The following is a 17,231-nucleotide window of genomic DNA, read 5'->3' as shown; positions in this document are numbered from 1 at the left end:
TAAAAAAATGTTTAGATTAACAGGACGTAAAGCTCTTGTAACGGGGGCTTCGGGAGGAATTGGTGAGGCAATTGCACGCTGCTTTCATGCACAAGGAGCCATTGTTGGACTTCATGGAACACGTGAAGAAAAGCTTAGAGAAGTGGCGGCAGAATTAGGGCAGAATGTTTTTGTTTTTCCAGCTAATCTTTCTGAACGCCAATCGATTAAACAATTGGCTGAAGTTGCAGAAAGAGAAATGGATGGCGTCGATATTTTGGTTAATAATGCCGGAATCACTAGGGATGGTCTTTTTGTGCGTATGAAAGATAAAGACTGGGATGATGTTTTAGAAGTTAACCTAACAGCTGCTTCTCTTTTGACGCGTGAATTAATACATTCTATGATGCGCCGCCGTTATGGAAGGATTATTAACATTACATCTGTTGTTGGTTTCGTGGGAAATCCTGGACAAACGAATTATTGTGCTGCAAAAGCAGGCTTGATAGGTTTTTCTAAAGCATTGGCACAAGAAATTGCTTCGCGAAACATCACTGTCAATTGTATTGCTCCAGGATTTATTAAATCTGCAATGACAGACAAGCTTAATGAAAAGCAAAAAGAAGCCATTATGGCTGCGATTCCAATGAAGCGTATGGGGAGTGGGCAAGAAATAGCTGCTGCTTCTGTTTATTTAGCAAGCGATGAAGCCGCCTATACGACAGGTCAAACACTCCATATCAATGGTGGAATGGCAATGATTTGAGTATTTATTTTATTCCACATTGATTTATGAGTTGTATTATTTTAGATAGTAACGATTGAAATAGAAAGATGCATCTATTTCTTTAACATGGTCGTTGATCAATTGATGTCAGAATGTCAGATTGGCTCATTTTGTAGGGGATATCCACAGGATGTTTTAAATCATTGCTAAAATCTTTTAAAGTAATGCAATCTATTGCTTGATTAGATGAGCTGATATAGTTAACCAAATTATAGGAAAATATAAATTCGAGGATTTCAACATGAGTGATACAGTAGAGCGCGTTAAGAAAATTATTGTGGAACATCTTGGGGTTAATGCTGATAAAGTTGTAGAAAATGCAAGCTTTATCGATGATCTAGGGGCTGATAGCCTTGATACGGTTGAACTCGTTATGGCTTTTGAAGAAGAGTTTGGGGTAGAAATTCCAGATGAAGCTGCTGAAACGATTTTCACAGTTGGTGATGCAGTTAAGTTCATTGATAAAGCTTCTGCATGATTACTAAAGGGCAAAGGCATAAATTGCTTTTGCCTATATTCTTCGGAGCTCTTTTGAAAAGAGAGCTTTGAGAGGTGAAGTTTAGTTCAAGGTTAGAAGTTATGAGACGTGTTGTTGTTACTGGTTTAGGGTTGGTATCTCCATTAGCTGGTAATATTGAATATAGTTGGAAACGACTTCTTGAAGGAAGAAGTGGTGTCCGACGTATCACTGAGTTTGATGTATCAGATTTGCCATGTCAGATTGCTGCGCGTATTCCCTTAGGGGATGGAACAGAGGGGACCTATAATGCTGATTTGTATATGGAACCTAAAGAGCAACGTAAAGTTGATGCATTTATTGTTTATGCGATGGCTGCTGCTAACCAAGCGCTTGCAGATGCCGAATGGTTTCCTAAGAGTGATGAAGATCAGATTTGTACAGGTGTGTTAATTGGTTCCGGAATTGGGGGAGTTGAGGGCATTGTTGAAGCTGGTTATACGCTTCGTGATAAGGGACCACGTCGTGTTTCTCCTTTTTTTATTCCGGGTCGTTTGATTAATCTTGCTTCTGGTTATGTGTCTATTCAATATGGTTTACGGGGGCCTAATCATTCTGTTGTAACGGCTTGTTCGACAGGGGCACATGCGATTGGTGATGCGGCACGTTTAATTATGTTTGGTGATGCAGATGTCATGGTGGCAGGAGGGACCGAATCTCCGATAAATCGGATATCTCTTGCGGGTTTTGCAGCTTGTAGAGCTCTTTCTACTTGTCGCAATGATGATCCTGAACGGGCGTCACGTCCTTATGATACTGATCGTGATGGTTTTGTGATGGGAGAAGGAGCGGCAGTTGTTATTTTAGAAGAGCTAGAGCATGCCAGAAAACGAGGAGCGCGTATTTATGCTGAGGTTATAGGCTATGGTTTATCTGGTGATGCTTACCACATTACAGCGCCTTCAGAAAGTGGTGAAGGGGCTCAGCGTAGTATGATGGCTGCTCTTAAGCGTGCACAAGTGAATGTGAGTGAACTTGATTATATTAATGCTCATGGTACATCAACGATGGCTGATTCCATAGAGCTAGCCGCTGTTGAGCATGTTTTAGGGAATTATGCACCACAAGTTTCTATGTCATCAACGAAATCATCTATCGGGCATTTACTTGGTGCCGCCGGAGCTGCTGAGGCTATTTTTTCTGTTCTAGCTATACGGGATAATATAGCTCCAGCGACACTTAATCTTGATAATCCATCGATTGAAACGAAAATTGATCTTGTACCACACAAACCGCGTGAACGAAAGATTGATACGATTCTTTCTAATTCTTTTGGATTTGGTGGGACAAATGCATCGTTGGTGATGCGACGTTTTAGGGGATAATAAGTATTTTTATTTAATTTCTGCTGTTGAGTTTTCTTCTTTATTATAAGGTGAATGAGAAATTATAATATTGTCCTTAATCGCTATTGAGGGATTATGTCCGATGTGAAAAATAGAAAATCATTAAAGGATGTAAGTGATTCCTCTTCGAATCATTTAGCGGATAGTTATGATATGTTAATACATAAAAAACGAAAAAAATCATCTATCATCCGTAATCCGTTGGTTATTCTCGGTCATTTTTTTCTTATGCTGATTGTGATTATTCTTTTCGCCATAAGTATTCCTCTTTATATTGGAAAAAGTATTTTTGAAGAAAAGGGAAAAATTGAGGAAGAACAAATTGTTCTTATCCATCCTGGTACAGGAATTCGTGAAATTGCTTCATTGCTAGAAAAACGTGGTTTCATTCGATCATCAGATATTTTTGTTTATGGGGTTGGTTATCACCAAAAAACAACGCATTTGAAGGCTGGTGAATATTTAATTCCGGCTCATGCTTCGATGCAGGATATTATGGATATTCTTGTGAAAGGAAAATCTATTGAGTATACATTTACAGTACCTGAAGGTTTAACAGTTCAGCAAGTTTTCGATCGATTAGCTGCGAATCAAATTTTGATTGGAGACCTTCCAAAAAAATTGCCTCCAGAGGGCTGTTTAATGACGGATACTGTTCGTTTTATTCGGGGGACAACGCGTAAAGAGATTGTAAACAGATTGCGTGAAGGACAGACAAAATTAATTCATGCTATATGGGCTACGCGTTCACCTGATTTACCCATTAAATCAATCGATGAATTTGTTATATTAGCCTCAATTGTTGAGAAAGAAACGGGAATTGCAGCAGAAAGACCAATGGTTGCTGCGGTATTTTATAACCGCCTTACAAAGCATATGCGTCTTCAATCGGATCCAACAGTAATTTATGGTCTCTTTGGAGGAAAAGGAAAACCATCCGGTCGTGCAATTTATCGTTCAGATCTTGAGAAGGAAACACCATATAATACTTATAAAATTAATGGTTTACCTCCAACAGCTATTGCAAATCCAGGTCGAGATTCTTTGAAAGCGGTGGCACATCCACCAAGCAGTGATGCACTTTATTTTGTTGCTGATGGTTCAGGAGGGCATATTTTTTCTCGAACTTTGGAGGAACATAATATGAATGTTCGCAAGTGGCGAGAATTAAAGGCAAGACATTGAATTGATAATGATAACACATCTTTTTGCATCGTAAATGAGAATCCAAAATATAGTAAAATTTCTCTATTTAAACTTTTTATGAGAATGATAAAAATCATTTTCTTGTCTGTCACAATGGGATTAGCGTATGGATAAAAATATTTAAGAAAGAAGTGAATATACTGCTAATAACTTATCTCAAAAAAGAGCAGAATAACATTGAGAACTGCTAAGAAACACATTGATTAGGGGAAAGGTTGAGATAATGTATAATTCAAATTTTGGAGAAACATTTATGAACAAAGTAGAGTGATGTAATGACAGTCTTTGAAAGTAAGTTGAGTGCTATAAAAATAAATCAACGCCGCGGTTTTTTATTTATTCTCTCTTCACCTTCAGGTGCTGGTAAATCAACAATTTCTCGATTACTTCTAAAAGATGGACAATTAGAGCTTTCCGTAAGTATGACCACAAGGAAAAGGCGTCCTAGTGAAGTAGATGGACTACATTATCACTTTATTTCAAAGGAAGAGTTTGAATATAAGCGTGATAAAGATGAATTTATTGAATGGGCAGAAGTTCACGGAAATTATTATGGCACTTTACGTGAAACTGTTGAAAACGCATTGAGTACTGGTCGTGATATGTTATTTGATATTGATTATCAAGGTACCGAGCAGCTGCAAAAAAAGATGCTAGGAGACACTGTATCTGTTTTTATCCTTCCACCATCAATGAAAGAGCTTGTTTCGCGTTTACATCGTCGAGCAGAAGATAGTGAAGATATCATCAATTTACGATTGGAAAATGCACGAACGGAGTTAAAGCATTGGCGTTCTTATGATTATGTTGTGATTAACGAAGATTTAGATCAGTCTTTATCTTTTATCAAATCAATTTATTTAGCTGAAACAGCAAAACGCGAGCGCTGTTCTTATCTTGGCTCTTTTATTGATGGGCTTATTGCTGAAAAGATCGATAAATGTCTTGATTAAAAAAGATTGCATAACAAAACGTGCATTTTTTAGAGCACTAGATGCGCTAAAGTTACAAAAGATGCGCTAAAGTTACAAATTCGGAAACCGAGAGCGTTTCAGCACGGCGCGTTCCATCAATTCCAGCTTTTTCTAGCAGCACTTCACCTCCAAGTGTTTTGAGATTTTGACGAAGCATTTTTCGTCTTTGTCCAAAGGCGGTTTTTGTGACGAGGCTTAGTTTTTGTGCAGAACAGGCAAGAGGTTGTGTTCGCGGAATAATATGAACAACGGAAGAAGTTACTTTAGGTATTGGTATGAAGGCTTGAGAGGGCACATCAAAAGCAATTTTAGCACTAGTACGCCAGCCAGTTAAGACACTAAGACGTCCATAATGAGTAGATTGAGGTTTGGCTGTAATCCGTTTGGCAACTTCACGTTGAAACATCAATGTCATTGATTCATAAAAAGGAGGCCATGGTTCAGCCGAAAGCCAATTTAATAAGAGTTGTGTCCCAATATTATAGGGAAGATTTGCAATAATGCGAGGTTTTTCTGGGCTTGTTTCAAAGAGTTTTGAGAGGTCTTGCTTCAGTGCATCATTACAAATAATTTTTAATTTTTTAGGATAGTGTTTTTCTATTTCTAAGAGAGCTGGTATGCAGCGCTCATCGCGTTCTATCACTGTTACAATGGCGCCCTTTGCTAGCAAGGCACGTGTGAGACCTCCAGGACCAGGACCAATTTCAAGAACAGGTTTTCCGTTTATATTGCCTGCGTGGTGAGCAATTTTAGATGTTAAATTAAGATCAAAAAGAAAATTTTGCCCCAAAGATTTATGCGCTTGTAATCCATATATATCAATGACCTCACGCAGAGGAGGGAGATTATCTATTGGCATGGTATTAAACTATTTTCGGCAAGTTGATTTGCAAGTTTAAGAGCAGCAATAAAGCTTTCGGGAGAGGCTATCCCTTTATCAGCAATGTCAAAAGCAGTTCCGTGATCAGGAGACGTGCGAATAAAAGGTAGACCTAACGTGACATTAACAGTGCTATCAAAGTCTAATGTTTTAACAGGGATAAGGGCTTGATCATGATACATACAAATGGCAACGTCATATGCCATTCTTGCGCATTCATGGAACATTGTGTCAGCAGGCAGTGGACCTGCAATATTGAGTCCTTTCTTTTTAAGATATTCAATAGCAGGAGTGATAACTTCAATATCTTCTTTTCCCATTGCACCTTCTTCTCCAGCATGAGGATTAAGACCAGAAACAGCTAGTCGGGGTGACGTTATTTTAAACCGTGTTTTTAAGTCACATTCAGTAATAAGTACCGTTTGAATAATTAAATCACGGGTAAGCTGTGAAGGAACATTTTTAAGTGGAATATGAACAGTTATTGGTACCGTTTTTAATCGAGGTCCTGCTAACATCATAACTGGATGATAACATTTATGAAAAGCTTTATGGGCTAAATCGGCTAAAAATTCTGTATGACCTGGAAATTGAAAACCGGCATCATAAAGATTCTTTTTTGCAATAGGACAAGTGATAAGTGCACATGCATGGCCATTTTGAATCAATTGAACACAGCGTTTAATTGCTTCAATGATTCCAGCGGCATTATTCGATGAAGGTATACCTAATTGATCACTTTGTTTGTTTTTTAATGGTATGATAGGAAGAGCGTTTTGAAAGTTTTTTGCGGAATTATTGATTAAAACAGATTGCACCTCAACATCAATCTGTAAAAAACGAGCGCGCGAACGAATAACATCTGGATCAGCAAGAAGCACAAAAGGTGGAATTTGGCGCGTAACACGCAAATTCCACGCTTTTATTACTATTTCAGGACCAATTCCGGCAGGATCACCACCGCTAACAATAAGAGCAGCCATTATGAATTTTGAATGCGTGCTACTCGCCGCAGTTCTTCTAAATATTTGTCGCTTAATTCTTCAAGTTTTTGCGGGCTTCTTTTTTTACTATCTTGAAGTGAAAATATCAGTCGAGCGACATAATCATCAGAAACTCTTTTTATTTTGCAGACAGCAATTGCTTCGATTCCATCAGATGTTTCTTGTAATTTTGTCATTTTTCCAGCAGGCGTTGCAAGAATAGCTTGTTCCCATGCATTGGGAAGTTGGGGCTCCAGAAACTTTCCTAAGTGGCGGATAGTAACGTCTAAAATACCTCTTGCCTGATTGTGAGCATTAGCACACCCACGGAAATGTGCGCGAAAATTGCTTGCTTCTCTTTGACGTCTTTCAAAGATTTCTGAACGACGATGTGCAGGAATGACAAAAACAATTCGCTGTAATGTATATTCGTTGGTTGAAGGTTTTACACCACCGTTTTTTAATATTCTGCGTACAGCTTCTTGTTCGCTAATCATACCTGTTTCAGCTTGATAGCGTGCACTAACAAGACGCCCCCATCCTATTTGTCCACGGATGTAATCTTTAAAGTGTTGCACAGTGATCTCAGTTTGGATCAGAATCTGGTTGAGCTGATCAATCGTCATATTATTTTGTGTCGCAAAATTCTCAAAAGCTTTATCAACTTCATCATTGCTTACTTCAATATCACGACGTTTTATTTCAATATTTTTTAGCGTTTCATCGATAAGTTCTTTTTTAGCCTGTGCCACCAAATTTCCTTGCTTTTGTTGCAATCTGAGAAAAGCAAGGCGCTTTTGTATATCGTAATTTGTGATGGGGTTGCCATTAACTGTAACCACAATAGAAGTCTGCGCAAAGACTGTCGGAATCAAAAATTCACTTATTAGCAGGTTGCTTACGCTCAAAGACGCGATATAAAATAAAGCAAGAACACGCTTTTTCAATTTATTCATGTAAATAGGCTTTCGCATTGTTTATTAATTCTCATCAACAACTTAAAATATACGCTTTCTTTCATAAAAACAATGATAAGTTAAATGACTGATACATTCTCTTTATAAATTAATCTATCTTTTTTCTGATATCTGCAATCGTACGCAATGAAAGAGAGAAATTAAAGTTTTGCAAGGGTGTTTTCCTGCCTGGATTCGTTACCTGTTGATAACCGAATGTTAGCCCGAAACATTCATCTGTATAATTCAAGCTAATTCCTCGCTTTATAAATGTACCAGATACTAAATCATAACCGGTGTTGCTATTAATGGACCAATAATCTGCCAGTTTAAGTCCTGTTTGAAAAGAAATTTCTTGGCGCTCTTGAGGATATTCATAATCTGGTTGCTTTGCGATATAGGCATATTGTAGAGCCGCCCAAAAATTTTGCCATTTTTGTGATGCTTCGATTTCACTACGGCGGATTTTTCCTGTTTTTTTGTCAAAGCGTCCACGCGTTTCTAAGGAAAAGCCACTTTTATGGGTCGCACCAAACATTGCAACATAGTCTGAACGTTTTGCTTCTAAGCTAGAATGAATACCGACATTGACAAAGTCCTTTTCTGCAAAAGAATTCTTTCCTGCTAGATGAAAGGATTGTCCAATGAGACTATAAAGAGACCAATTGTCATTAAAGCTTCCAGAATATCTTAGACCTATATTAACTCTCGTGCCACCTTCTACACGATCATAACCAGAAAATTTGTCTCGTTGAAAGAGAGTGATTGCATCAAAGACAAAGCTTTGAGCATCTTCATTAGGAATTTGCCCAATATATTGTTCATTATTGCGTATAAAAATTTGTGCGGTTGGTTCTATAATATGTGTAGAATGATTAGCTGTAATGAGGAAGGGATAGCGTAGTTCCAACCCTGCTGTTGCCATGCCACGAATTGTTGTACCATGAATTGCAGATAAGGCATTGTTTTCTATAGAAGCTGTATGATTTTCGTTTGCATTGGTTGTAAGGATATCAGCTCGTAGAGAGAGAAGGGGGATTAAGATGAGTCCATTGTACGTGTTAAAGCGCTTTTTCCACTGAAGCTCGTTTGTTAAACGCAAACTATTTCCAGTCATACCAGAAAGTCTTATGTTGAGAGGGTTTCCATTCTGGTCGGGTGAACTGAAGTCAGCATGACGACGATAAATTGATTGCATATTACTATAGAAGGTAAGCTCTCCATTATAAATGGGGTCATCTGGTGTAAAAAAATAATCGATGCGTGGGAGGACCCACGCTTGCCGAGAATGACGTTCATAATGAGGATCATTCAATATTGAATCTTGAACTTTAAAATGATAAAAACGCATATCAAAATAATTTTTTCCTGCAAGACCATTAAGATAGAACTGAGAAAGTTGTATAGGATTGCTATAGTTTTCAAGTTTATAAGCACGACTAAAATGTCGATCTGATTGTGCAAGGATATCCCATCCATAAGTCCAGTGGGAATTAATACGAAAGTCCCCCTTTGTAGCCAGCATATAACGGTTTTTATGCTGTGCATCAATCGTATCATTATCAAATCTATGCTGTTTCATTTGATATATATGAGCAAAGCGAATAGTATAATTGCCCATTTTTAAACGTTGACGCCATTCCCCTTCGGTTAAAAGCCCTTGTTGGGCATAAACGGTAGAAGAAAGGGTAAAATCATAATGAGGGGCGAGATTCCAAAAATAAGAATTCTTTATCCCCATACCGAGATAATCAGTATAAAAAAAATGAGGAGTAAGCAGACCGTTAGCACGCCTGACAGTTGGATCATAGATCTCAAAATTTGGAAATTTTATAATCGGTACACCAAAAACTTCAAAACTGCTATTTTCAAACCGAATTTTTTTGATGCTATTATTCCATATGATCTTTCTTGCTTTAATTTTCCATAGGACGTCTCGATCTGGTTTATAAGAGCAAGGTTCACAAGCTGTATAGGTTGCATTTTCAAAGACTGTTATGTGATTGTTTTTGCGTGTAGCATTTTGGGCTGAAAAGTGAACATTGTTAGCTGTATCAATACGTAAGGCATTTACAAAACCCTCACCAAGATCTTTGGTCATATCAATTTGGTTGGAATAAATTTTATTACCATCCTTTTGAGTAATTTCAACGTTCCCTTGTGCTATAAGCCGTCCTGTTTTTTGATTGTAAATAATTTTTTGAGCGACAACTTTATTACCATCATATTCGATTTGGACATTACCTTGTGCAGAAACAGTATTTTCATCACGATTGTAGATGAGTTCATCCGCAGAGAGCAAAAGAGAGCGTTCCGGATTTTGAATGCGACTTTGAGAAGGAGACATAAGGCTTTGAGCGTGCGCACAATAAGACAAAGCAACCCCTAAAATAACTCCCATAACACTTTTAAAAGCGAGAGCACTTAATTTTGTTAAAATAATGTTTTTAAGCGTTAATGCTTTCACTTAGCCATCCTCTTTATGAAGTAAAAAAGAGATTCCTAAGAATAACGCAATAACAACGGGTGTCCAAGCTGCAATAATTGGTGGAATATATCCAGCATTACCAAAAGCTTGAACGAGTACGGAAATAACATAAAGCATAAACCCAGCTATTACACCACCAAGAATCAACGTTCTAGATTGTCCAAAACGTGTAAAATTTAAAGATACAGTTGCTGCAATGAGGGTCATTGCCACAAGCAATGCCGGTAATGCAATCAAAGATTGGAAATACATATCAAAATTATTAGCAGAATAGCCAAATGAACGTGCAATCATAATTTTTTTTGGCAGTTGGTAAAATGGAATAGTTGCGGGATTCACTAAACGTTCCGTTAAAAATTCAGGTTTTAGATTGGTTTTTATTTGCAATACGGTAAATTTTTCAGGAGGATACCCTATTTTATAGATTGTTCCATTTTTTAATAGCCAAGATCCATTAGTCAAGGTTGCTTTTGGGGCGTTAATCCAATTTTTAACGGTTGCGTTGTCCTTGTATTGTACAAAGGTTACATCGAGAAGAGAAAGTCCTTGGTCGGTGATAAATTTAGCACCAATTGTTGTTCTGCCTAAATGTGTACGTTGTGTTAACCAGTGGATACCTGTATTATGAAGAGGTGTTAGTACATTGTTATTGCGCCATTCAGTCATCTTTTTTTCTGCTTGAGAAAATCCCCATGCAGCAAGTGGATTAATGAGAAGAATTGAAAACAATCCCAAAAGAAAAGCTCCCAAACAAGCTGGCATAAGAAATTGCCATGCAGAAACACCGATTGAACGAGTCATCACAAGTTCAAGTTTTTTGTTGAGCGAGATAAGCGTTACCATTGCAGAAAAGAGTGCAATGAAAGGGATAAGTTGTTGCATGATAAAAGGGATGCGTAAAACAGAGAGGAAAAATGCATCTTTTGCTGTATAATGTGGAAGGGAGGATAGCCTACCGGAATTCTCTGTAAAATCGATTAAAAGAGCAAGAACAAAAATGCTTCCCCAGAAATAACAAGTTATTTTAAGATAACGTATAAAAAAATATCGTCCAAGTGTCCACCCAATCATGATATTTCATCCGAGGAATCTTGAGATTTTCGATGTTCAAATTTGTTCATTACTTTTTGAAAAGCGATTTGAATAATCTCATTAACTTTTGTAGGGAGTCCAATTTTATGATTCGTTAAAAGCATAAAAAAGACAAAAGCAATTGTTCCTATGGGTATAATATAAAGAAGAGGAACGTATGCAAGGTCGTTCTTTGCTTTTTCTGCAAAAAAATATCCTATCCAATACACCAGAAAAGAAAGGGCAATTGCCGAGAAATTTGCGGAATGACGAGCTTGTCGATGGGAGCATACATCCCCTGCCGCTGCTAATGCAATAAGTGAAAAAACAATAGGGTAGAGCCATTGTGTTAATCTGCGGTGAAACTCAGCTTTATATTGGAGTGGTTTTCTTTGATAGTAGGGATCTTTTGGATCAGGATTTTGTAAATAAGAAAGAGACCGATCTTTTGGATAAAGAGTAGGTGCTTTATCACTGGGGATAAACTCCCCTAGGCTAAAAGTATATGAGCTAAATTGAACGATTGAAACACTGTTATTTTGATGGTTGACTCTTTCAATTTCACCGTTATTGAGAACCAGAAAACTGCCGTTTTTATTGCTTACAATGGATGCGTCTGTTGCATAATAAAAAAGATCAGTCTTAGGATCACGCTGGTCAGCAATGAAAAGGCGTTCAAGTGTTCCATTTGGATTTCGTTCGCCAATTTCTATGTAAAGGTTATTGGCGAGTTTTTGGAAGCTTCCTTCACTAATGAATAGATTAATAAGATCAAAATGAGCGCTTGCTAGCATTTGTCGCATATGAAGACGCGCTTGAGGAACAACAAAATTAGCTATAGAAAAGGAGATACAGGATGCAACAATAGCAAGAAGAAGAATAGGTTTCAAAACAGTACTTTTAGGAAAACCAGAGGCATTAATGACAGCAAGTTCTGAGTCTTGATTCATTGCTGAAAGGATGGCTGTAACTGCAATCACTAGTGCAAATGGAATGACAAGAAAAATAACAGAAGGAACCAATGAGAGTGAAAATTGTAAGACTGTGAGGAGTGTTTGTTTACTTGTTGTGAGAAAGTTTATCCGTGCAAGAATTTGTACTGTCCAACTAACGCCCACTGCTGCAATCATGACAGAACTAAACAAAACAAGGACACGCTTCAGGATGTAGAACTCAATAATACGCATAAATTGGGGAAAATCCTCAGTCTTTAATTCGATAGCAAATATTTTTACTGCTTCCGGTTAAAATGTAATAAAGTATGAAAAAACATCCTTCCATGAATTGGATATTTTTACAAAATAAATAATATAAAATGGTCTATGAGGTCCTCTTTAAATTTTCCGTGCATTATATTTTATTTTCAACTATAGTCCACAAAGAATCTAGAGGAATCTAGAAAATAACTTAAAAAACTTTTTTATTAACGTTGAAAATAAGAAAGTTTGTCTTTTAAAGACACGTTCAAAAAGATAATGCATCTCAATCAAAAAAGAGGGTTTATATCTTGAACCGTTTCCTTTTATATTGGGGGTATGGAAGTTTCTCTAAAAAAGATGTTAGCTTTTTATAAAGAGTGATGAGGGCTTAAGAGGTTGGATATTTTATTCTATCATTTGACGCAGTCAGCGCTGAAAGATATTTTGCCAACGCTTGTAGAGCGTGCATTGGTTCGTTTTGGTAAGGTAACAATACAATGTGTAAGTGAAGAACAACGCGATTCTATGGATATGCATTTATGGGTTTATGCGGATGAATCATTTATTGGACATGGAACTGAGTGTGATCAATATTCAAACTTTCAGCCTGTATTTCTGACGACAGGACAAGAAAATCCAAATGATTCAAAGATTCGTTTTCTCATAGAGGGAGCCGTATGTTCGAATATTGATACTTATCAACGGCTTGTTGTGATATTTGATGGTAGAAATGATGAGCAGTTGAGTCTTGTTCGTGCACAGTGGAAAAAATATAAAATGGAAAATCATAATTTAACGTATTGGCAACAGACTGAAGACCGTTGTTGGGAAAAACAGGTTTAATGCGTCTCATCTCTGTTGTTCTGATTTTTATAGGATTGGTAGGAATAGTAAATCCAGCGCTTTTTATTGCGAAAGGATCAGGGGGAGGGCGTTGGGTTTTTATTGTGATTTTTCTTTTAGGCATATTAAAGATATGGCCTACAATTAAAAAATGAAACGGCATCATGATAATTGATCGAATTTTGCTTGTTTTGTGGGCTGTGATATTGGCTTTTTTTTGCGTTTCGTGGTTGGGAACAACACATATCCTATCACGAATGTTTACTGTTGCTTATATGAGCAATATAGCAGATTTTTTATTTTTCTTTTTGAGTGCCTTGTTTGCGGGAATATTATGGTGGAAAATACCGCAACCCATGTCTTTAAAAATGAAACTGGCAGCATTTTTGCTGCCAGTACTTATTTTATGCTTCTTTATTATATTTTAGTTGGATATTTCATCATCTGTAAATCCGACAAAGCAAATCAGTGAAATAAAAGAAGCAAGAAGCAAATAATAGCCGATATAAGATGTATCAAAATGTTGTACCAGATATTCTGCAATATAAGGCGCAAGAGAGGCTCCTACGATACCTGATAAGTTAAAAGTAATAGAAGAACCAGTATATCGAATTGCTGTTGGGTATGGTGAAGCCAAAACAGCACCAAGCGGACTGTATATCATCCCCATGATAGACAAACCGATAACAGACATTGCAAGGACTCCTATAACTCCAGAATTTAAGAAATAAGGAATTGCAAAAGAATAGATACCGGTGATGATTGTAATCCAAATCATCAAAGTCCTACGTCTAATACGATCAGCGAGTCTTCCAGTGATGACAGTAAAAATTCCACAGAAAATAGCACCAACAATTTCGACTTGAAGAGCTTGATAAAATGGCAATTGCAGATGGTTTGTTGAGTAGCTTAACAAATATGCAGTGACTAAGTAAAACAAAACAAATGTTGCCATACCAGAAAATATTCCAAGAAATAGGATTCGTGGACATTTTAAAAAGACATCGAGGATAGGAACTTTGACACGTTCTTTACTTTCAAGAGTTTTTTTGAATTGAGCAGTTTCATTGATTGAAAGACGGACCCATAATCCTATAATCATAAAAACAACTGAAGCAATAAAAGGAATGCGCCATCCCCAAGCTAAAAGTTCCTTATGATCAAGGAAATACAACAGACCTAAATAAACAGCAATAGATAAAAATAAACCAATTGGAACGCCCAATTGAGGGAACATCGCGTACCAGCCGCGCTTTTCTGGAGGGGCATTTTCTGTTGCGAGCAAAACAGCTCCTCCCCATTCTCCTCCTAATCCCATGCCCTGTCCAATACGGCACAAGGTTAAGAGGAAAGGAGCAAACCACCCGGCGGTTTCATAAGTAGGAAGAAAACCAATAACGACTGTTGAAAGACCCATTGTGAGAAGAGAAGCAATAAGTGTTGCTTTTCTTCCAATTTTATCTCCAAAATGTCCAAAGACAATTGATCCAAAGGGGCGGGCAAAAAAGGCTGCTCCAAAGATCAGGAAAGACTGTAAAATGGCAATTTGATCATTTTGTGTTGGAAAAAACACATGAGGAAATATGAGAGCTGCGGCAGTGGCAAAGACATAGAAATCAAAGAATTCAATTGTTGGGCCAATAAGGCTTGCAAACAAAATGCGACGAGGGGAATTTCTGTTGCTTATACCTTGCATTTCTAAGTTTATAGACATGAATAGAATGTCCCTTTCAGTATATGACAAATCAAATGATGAATTAACTGACTATAATTATAAAAATTTCAAATCACTGTCGAGTCGATATTATGACGTTTCTTATATATTAGAACAATGGTTATGGACTGATGAGCATGAATAAGTGTTCTCTAGATTATCCAAGTTAAATAGAATAAAGACATTGTTTTAAATGCTGTAGAGGATGAAAGATGAAATATGTGGACATAAAGGCTGCTCTCATTCACATTACTGTTTCCTCTAATGTTTAATGCCATTTTTATCTATTGAGGGATCAATCTTTGGTATCTCAAAAATATTTTTCATAGATGTAATTATAACACTTTTTAAGCGTATCTAAAATAAATTAAATCTTTTAGTTGTGCATGCATTTTAAAACATAGGGTGTATATTTGATCTGTCAGTGTTTAATCCATCGAATGCTTTGTTATCTTAAAAAACATGAAGTTGAGCAATTGCATTGTGTTGTTTGGGTCTATGCACTTTTTTCTAAATGGGGGAATTTAAATTTGAAATTATGGAGTGTGAATAATGCAACGCAAATTGAAATTAAGTTTTTGTGCATTAATGACCAGTGGTTTTTTTGTCAAGATTGCGAGTGCAGATGGAGTAACGATACCAAAAGAAAAGTTATTACCACCAGTAAGTATCGGTGAACATCTGGAAGAGACAAGGAAGTTGTTATCGGATGTGAGGGGATTAAAAGAAAAAAAGGGGAGATCAAAAAGGATAGAGAATAAACAAAAAGTAGAAGGAAGTAAGTCTTTAGAAGAGGAAAGGAAGAGATTAGAAAACCTATTCTTTAAAGTACTCACAAATTCAATAATAAGTGATGGTGCTTGTCTATATTACTAATCGTAAATCTGAAGATTCTGAAATAAATAGCTTTAAATATGAATATGTGGGCTATTCCATCAATAATACGGTTCAAGAAGGTGGAAAACTCTACATTGATGCAGCAAGTGTTAGCAGGGATACGACAATTGAGAGTGGTGGTATTGAATTCGTCCAAAATCTGAGCAGTTCAGAATATGCCACTGTTAAAAAAGGTGGTAAACAAATTGTTGAGAGTGGTGAAAATGCTGAGGGGGCTAAAATCTATGGTGGTGATCAGATTATTTTAGGTAAGGAGGGGCTTGGAACTGGTTTGTCGCGTAAAGAGAAAGAAAGTAGTGCTTATAACACCGAAATTTATGCTGAAGATGGAATCCTAGGACTACAAAATGTCTATAGTGGGGCGATGGTTGTTGACACAAAGGTTATGAAAGGAGGTGTCCAGAATCTTGATGGTAAAGAGAATTTTAATAACGGATTCTCAGAAGATACTGATACAGCTGATACGGAAAATGAGGGTTTTACAATCAATGAGGGGGCTGTTGCACTTAGGAGCGGACTTTTTAAAAATGATGCGCAGAATATCTTAGCAGAAGGGAATGCGAGCGAAGTTACTTTATATGATAGAGCTACTCAGAAGATATATGATTCTGGATACACGGATGATCTAACAATCAATCACCAAGCACAATCATGGGTTTTTGCTGGTGCGATGTTGGAAGGAAAAATAAAGATTCATGATTGGGGACAAGTCCATCTTTATGCTGGAAATAACAGCTTTTATACTGAATATAAAATTATCAGACAACAGTAGACGATATTAATTTAGAGGGAGAAAACGCTAAATTATACTCTATTTCTAATGGATATGGAAACACAGAAACCTATATTAAGAAGCTAAGCGGTGTAGGAAATATTATTTTTACTTCTACAGAATCCGATTTACATTATTCGAAGCTTTATATTGATAATCTTTTGAGGAGTCTACATTTCGATTTTAATGTCAGTCTTGCAGAAGGAGAGGGTAATTATCTCTTTATCAAAAATGGTCGTGGTTCTCACACAATAAGTATTGTAGATTCCGGTATTGAAATTGTTGATCCTTCTTCAACAGAACTTGATTTAATTGTGGATCAAAGTGGAGGAGCACATTTTACCCTGAGAATTTTTCTGGTGCAAATATTAAAACTATTGATGGCGGAACCTATACGTATGGTTTAAAATAGAGAGTTGATGGAGATGGAGGTGAAAAAGTTTGGTATTTATCTGCGGTATTTATTGATAATGTTTTATTTCTAAACAGTTTGCCACGTAGTAGGAGAAGATCTGCGCGGTATTTACATCAAAATCAATCAGTTTCTCACTTTTTAACCACTCCCTCTACAGATGCGGTATTGTCTATGTCTGTGGCTCCAGCGATGGTTTTTCACAAT

16 protein-coding genes and 1 pseudogene are annotated in these 17,231 nt (G+C 37.0%); 10 read left to right on the top strand and 7 right to left on the bottom strand.

Annotation, left to right across the window (positions count from 1 at the left end; all coding sequences use genetic code 11):
- The first annotated feature begins 7 nt into the window (after positions 1 to 7).
- The 5 genes from fabG (at position 8) to gmk (ending at position 4,788) form a co-directional block, all read left to right on the top strand.
- On the top strand, positions 8 to 745 hold the full coding sequence (gene fabG, locus ACFIJ0_RS00720; RefSeq protein WP_375622886.1) for a 3-oxoacyl-[acyl-carrier-protein] reductase: 738 nt from the start codon (positions 8 to 10) through the stop codon (positions 743 to 745).
- Positions 746 to 1,007: 262 nt separating this feature from the next.
- Positions 1,008 to 1,244 (top strand): acyl carrier protein, encoded by a 237-nt coding sequence (locus ACFIJ0_RS00715; RefSeq protein WP_004860281.1) that lies wholly within the window; start codon positions 1,008 to 1,010, stop codon positions 1,242 to 1,244.
- A gap of 101 nt (positions 1,245 to 1,345) precedes the next feature.
- Positions 1,346 to 2,608 (top strand): beta-ketoacyl-ACP synthase II, encoded by a 1,263-nt coding sequence (fabF, locus tag ACFIJ0_RS00710; protein WP_375622888.1) that lies wholly within the window; start codon positions 1,346 to 1,348, stop codon positions 2,606 to 2,608.
- Positions 2,609 to 2,704: 96 nt separating this feature from the next.
- Positions 2,705 to 3,814, top strand: a complete 1,110-nt coding sequence (gene mltG / locus ACFIJ0_RS00705; protein ID WP_375622890.1) for an endolytic transglycosylase MltG — start codon at positions 2,705 to 2,707, stop codon at positions 3,812 to 3,814.
- Between the two features lie 296 nt (positions 3,815 to 4,110).
- Positions 4,111 to 4,788 carry a guanylate kinase gene (gene gmk / locus ACFIJ0_RS00700; protein ID WP_375644027.1) on the top strand — a complete coding sequence of 226 codons (678 nt, stop codon included), beginning with the start codon at positions 4,111 to 4,113 and terminating at the stop codon, positions 4,786 to 4,788.
- A 52-nt stretch (positions 4,789 to 4,840) separates the two neighbouring features.
- On the opposite strand, the gene rsmA is transcribed toward gmk, so the two are convergent.
- The 6 genes from rsmA to lptF form a co-directional block, all read right to left on the bottom strand.
- Positions 4,841 to 5,668 carry a 16S rRNA (adenine(1518)-N(6)/adenine(1519)-N(6))-dimethyltransferase RsmA gene (gene rsmA, locus ACFIJ0_RS00695; RefSeq protein ID WP_375622894.1) on the bottom strand — a complete coding sequence of 276 codons (828 nt, stop codon included), beginning with the start codon at positions 5,666 to 5,668 and terminating at the stop codon, positions 4,841 to 4,843.
- Entirely contained in the window at positions 5,659 to 6,672 is a 1,014-nt protein-coding gene (pdxA, locus tag ACFIJ0_RS00690) for a 4-hydroxythreonine-4-phosphate dehydrogenase PdxA (protein ID WP_375622896.1), read from the bottom strand. The genes rsmA and pdxA overlap by 10 nt, the downstream gene beginning before the upstream one ends.
- On the bottom strand, positions 6,672 to 7,628 hold the full coding sequence (locus ACFIJ0_RS00685; RefSeq protein WP_375622898.1) for a SurA N-terminal domain-containing protein: 957 nt from the start codon (positions 7,626 to 7,628) through the stop codon (positions 6,672 to 6,674). The genes pdxA and ACFIJ0_RS00685 overlap by 1 nt, the downstream gene beginning before the upstream one ends.
- A 109-nt stretch (positions 7,629 to 7,737) precedes the next feature.
- Complete coding sequence (locus ACFIJ0_RS00680) at positions 7,738 to 10,095, bottom strand: LPS-assembly protein LptD (protein ID WP_375622900.1); 2,358 nt, start codon at positions 10,093 to 10,095, stop codon at positions 7,738 to 7,740.
- The gene (gene lptG, locus ACFIJ0_RS00675; protein ID WP_375622902.1) at positions 10,096 to 11,187 is read right to left on the bottom strand and encodes an LPS export ABC transporter permease LptG; all 1,092 of its coding nucleotides are present in this window, start codon (positions 11,185 to 11,187) and stop codon (positions 10,096 to 10,098) included.
- On the bottom strand, positions 11,184 to 12,374 hold the full coding sequence (lptF, locus tag ACFIJ0_RS00670) for an LPS export ABC transporter permease LptF (RefSeq protein ID WP_375622904.1): 1,191 nt from the start codon (positions 12,372 to 12,374) through the stop codon (positions 11,184 to 11,186). Before lptF ends, lptG begins: the two co-directional genes overlap by 4 nt.
- Positions 12,375 to 12,782: 408 nt before the next feature.
- Here lptF and ACFIJ0_RS00665 point away from each other — a divergent pair, with 408 nt between their 5' ends.
- The 3 genes from ACFIJ0_RS00665 to ACFIJ0_RS00655 are packed head-to-tail and all read left to right on the top strand — an operon-like array spanning position 12,783 to position 13,657.
- Positions 12,783 to 13,229: a DNA polymerase III subunit chi gene (locus ACFIJ0_RS00665; RefSeq protein WP_375622906.1), complete on the top strand. Its 447-nt coding sequence runs from the start codon at positions 12,783 to 12,785 to the stop codon at positions 13,227 to 13,229.
- On the top strand, positions 13,229 to 13,384 hold the full coding sequence (locus ACFIJ0_RS00660; RefSeq protein ID WP_375622908.1) for a hypothetical protein: 156 nt from the start codon (positions 13,229 to 13,231) through the stop codon (positions 13,382 to 13,384). The genes ACFIJ0_RS00665 and ACFIJ0_RS00660 overlap by 1 nt, the downstream gene beginning before the upstream one ends.
- 9 nt (positions 13,385 to 13,393) lie before the next feature.
- On the top strand, positions 13,394 to 13,657 hold the full coding sequence (locus ACFIJ0_RS00655) for a hypothetical protein (protein ID WP_375622910.1): 264 nt from the start codon (positions 13,394 to 13,396) through the stop codon (positions 13,655 to 13,657).
- Here ACFIJ0_RS00655 and ACFIJ0_RS00650 read toward each other — a convergent pair.
- The gene (locus ACFIJ0_RS00650; RefSeq protein ID WP_375622912.1) at positions 13,654 to 14,943 is read right to left on the bottom strand and encodes an MFS transporter; all 1,290 of its coding nucleotides are present in this window, start codon (positions 14,941 to 14,943) and stop codon (positions 13,654 to 13,656) included. The two genes, ACFIJ0_RS00655 and ACFIJ0_RS00650, sit on opposite strands and share 4 nt — an antisense overlap.
- Positions 14,944 to 15,495: 552 nt before the next feature.
- Between ACFIJ0_RS00650 and ACFIJ0_RS00645 the strand changes: the two genes are divergently transcribed.
- Positions 15,496 to 15,819, top strand: coding sequence for a hypothetical protein (locus tag ACFIJ0_RS00645; RefSeq protein ID WP_375622914.1), 324 nt, complete (start codon positions 15,496 to 15,498; stop codon positions 15,817 to 15,819).
- Between the two features lie 556 nt (positions 15,820 to 16,375).
- Positions 16,376 to 17,231: pseudogene (locus ACFIJ0_RS08820) on the top strand (pertactin-like passenger domain-containing protein); the annotation flags it as partial.

It is taken from the genome of Bartonella sp. OC68QHHN (assembly GCF_042193875.1).
Classification (GTDB): domain Bacteria; phylum Pseudomonadota; class Alphaproteobacteria; order Rhizobiales; family Rhizobiaceae; genus Bartonella; species Bartonella grahamii_A.
Note: the sequence above shows the minus strand (reverse complement) of the source record. Positions and strands in the feature narration are given on the sequence as shown.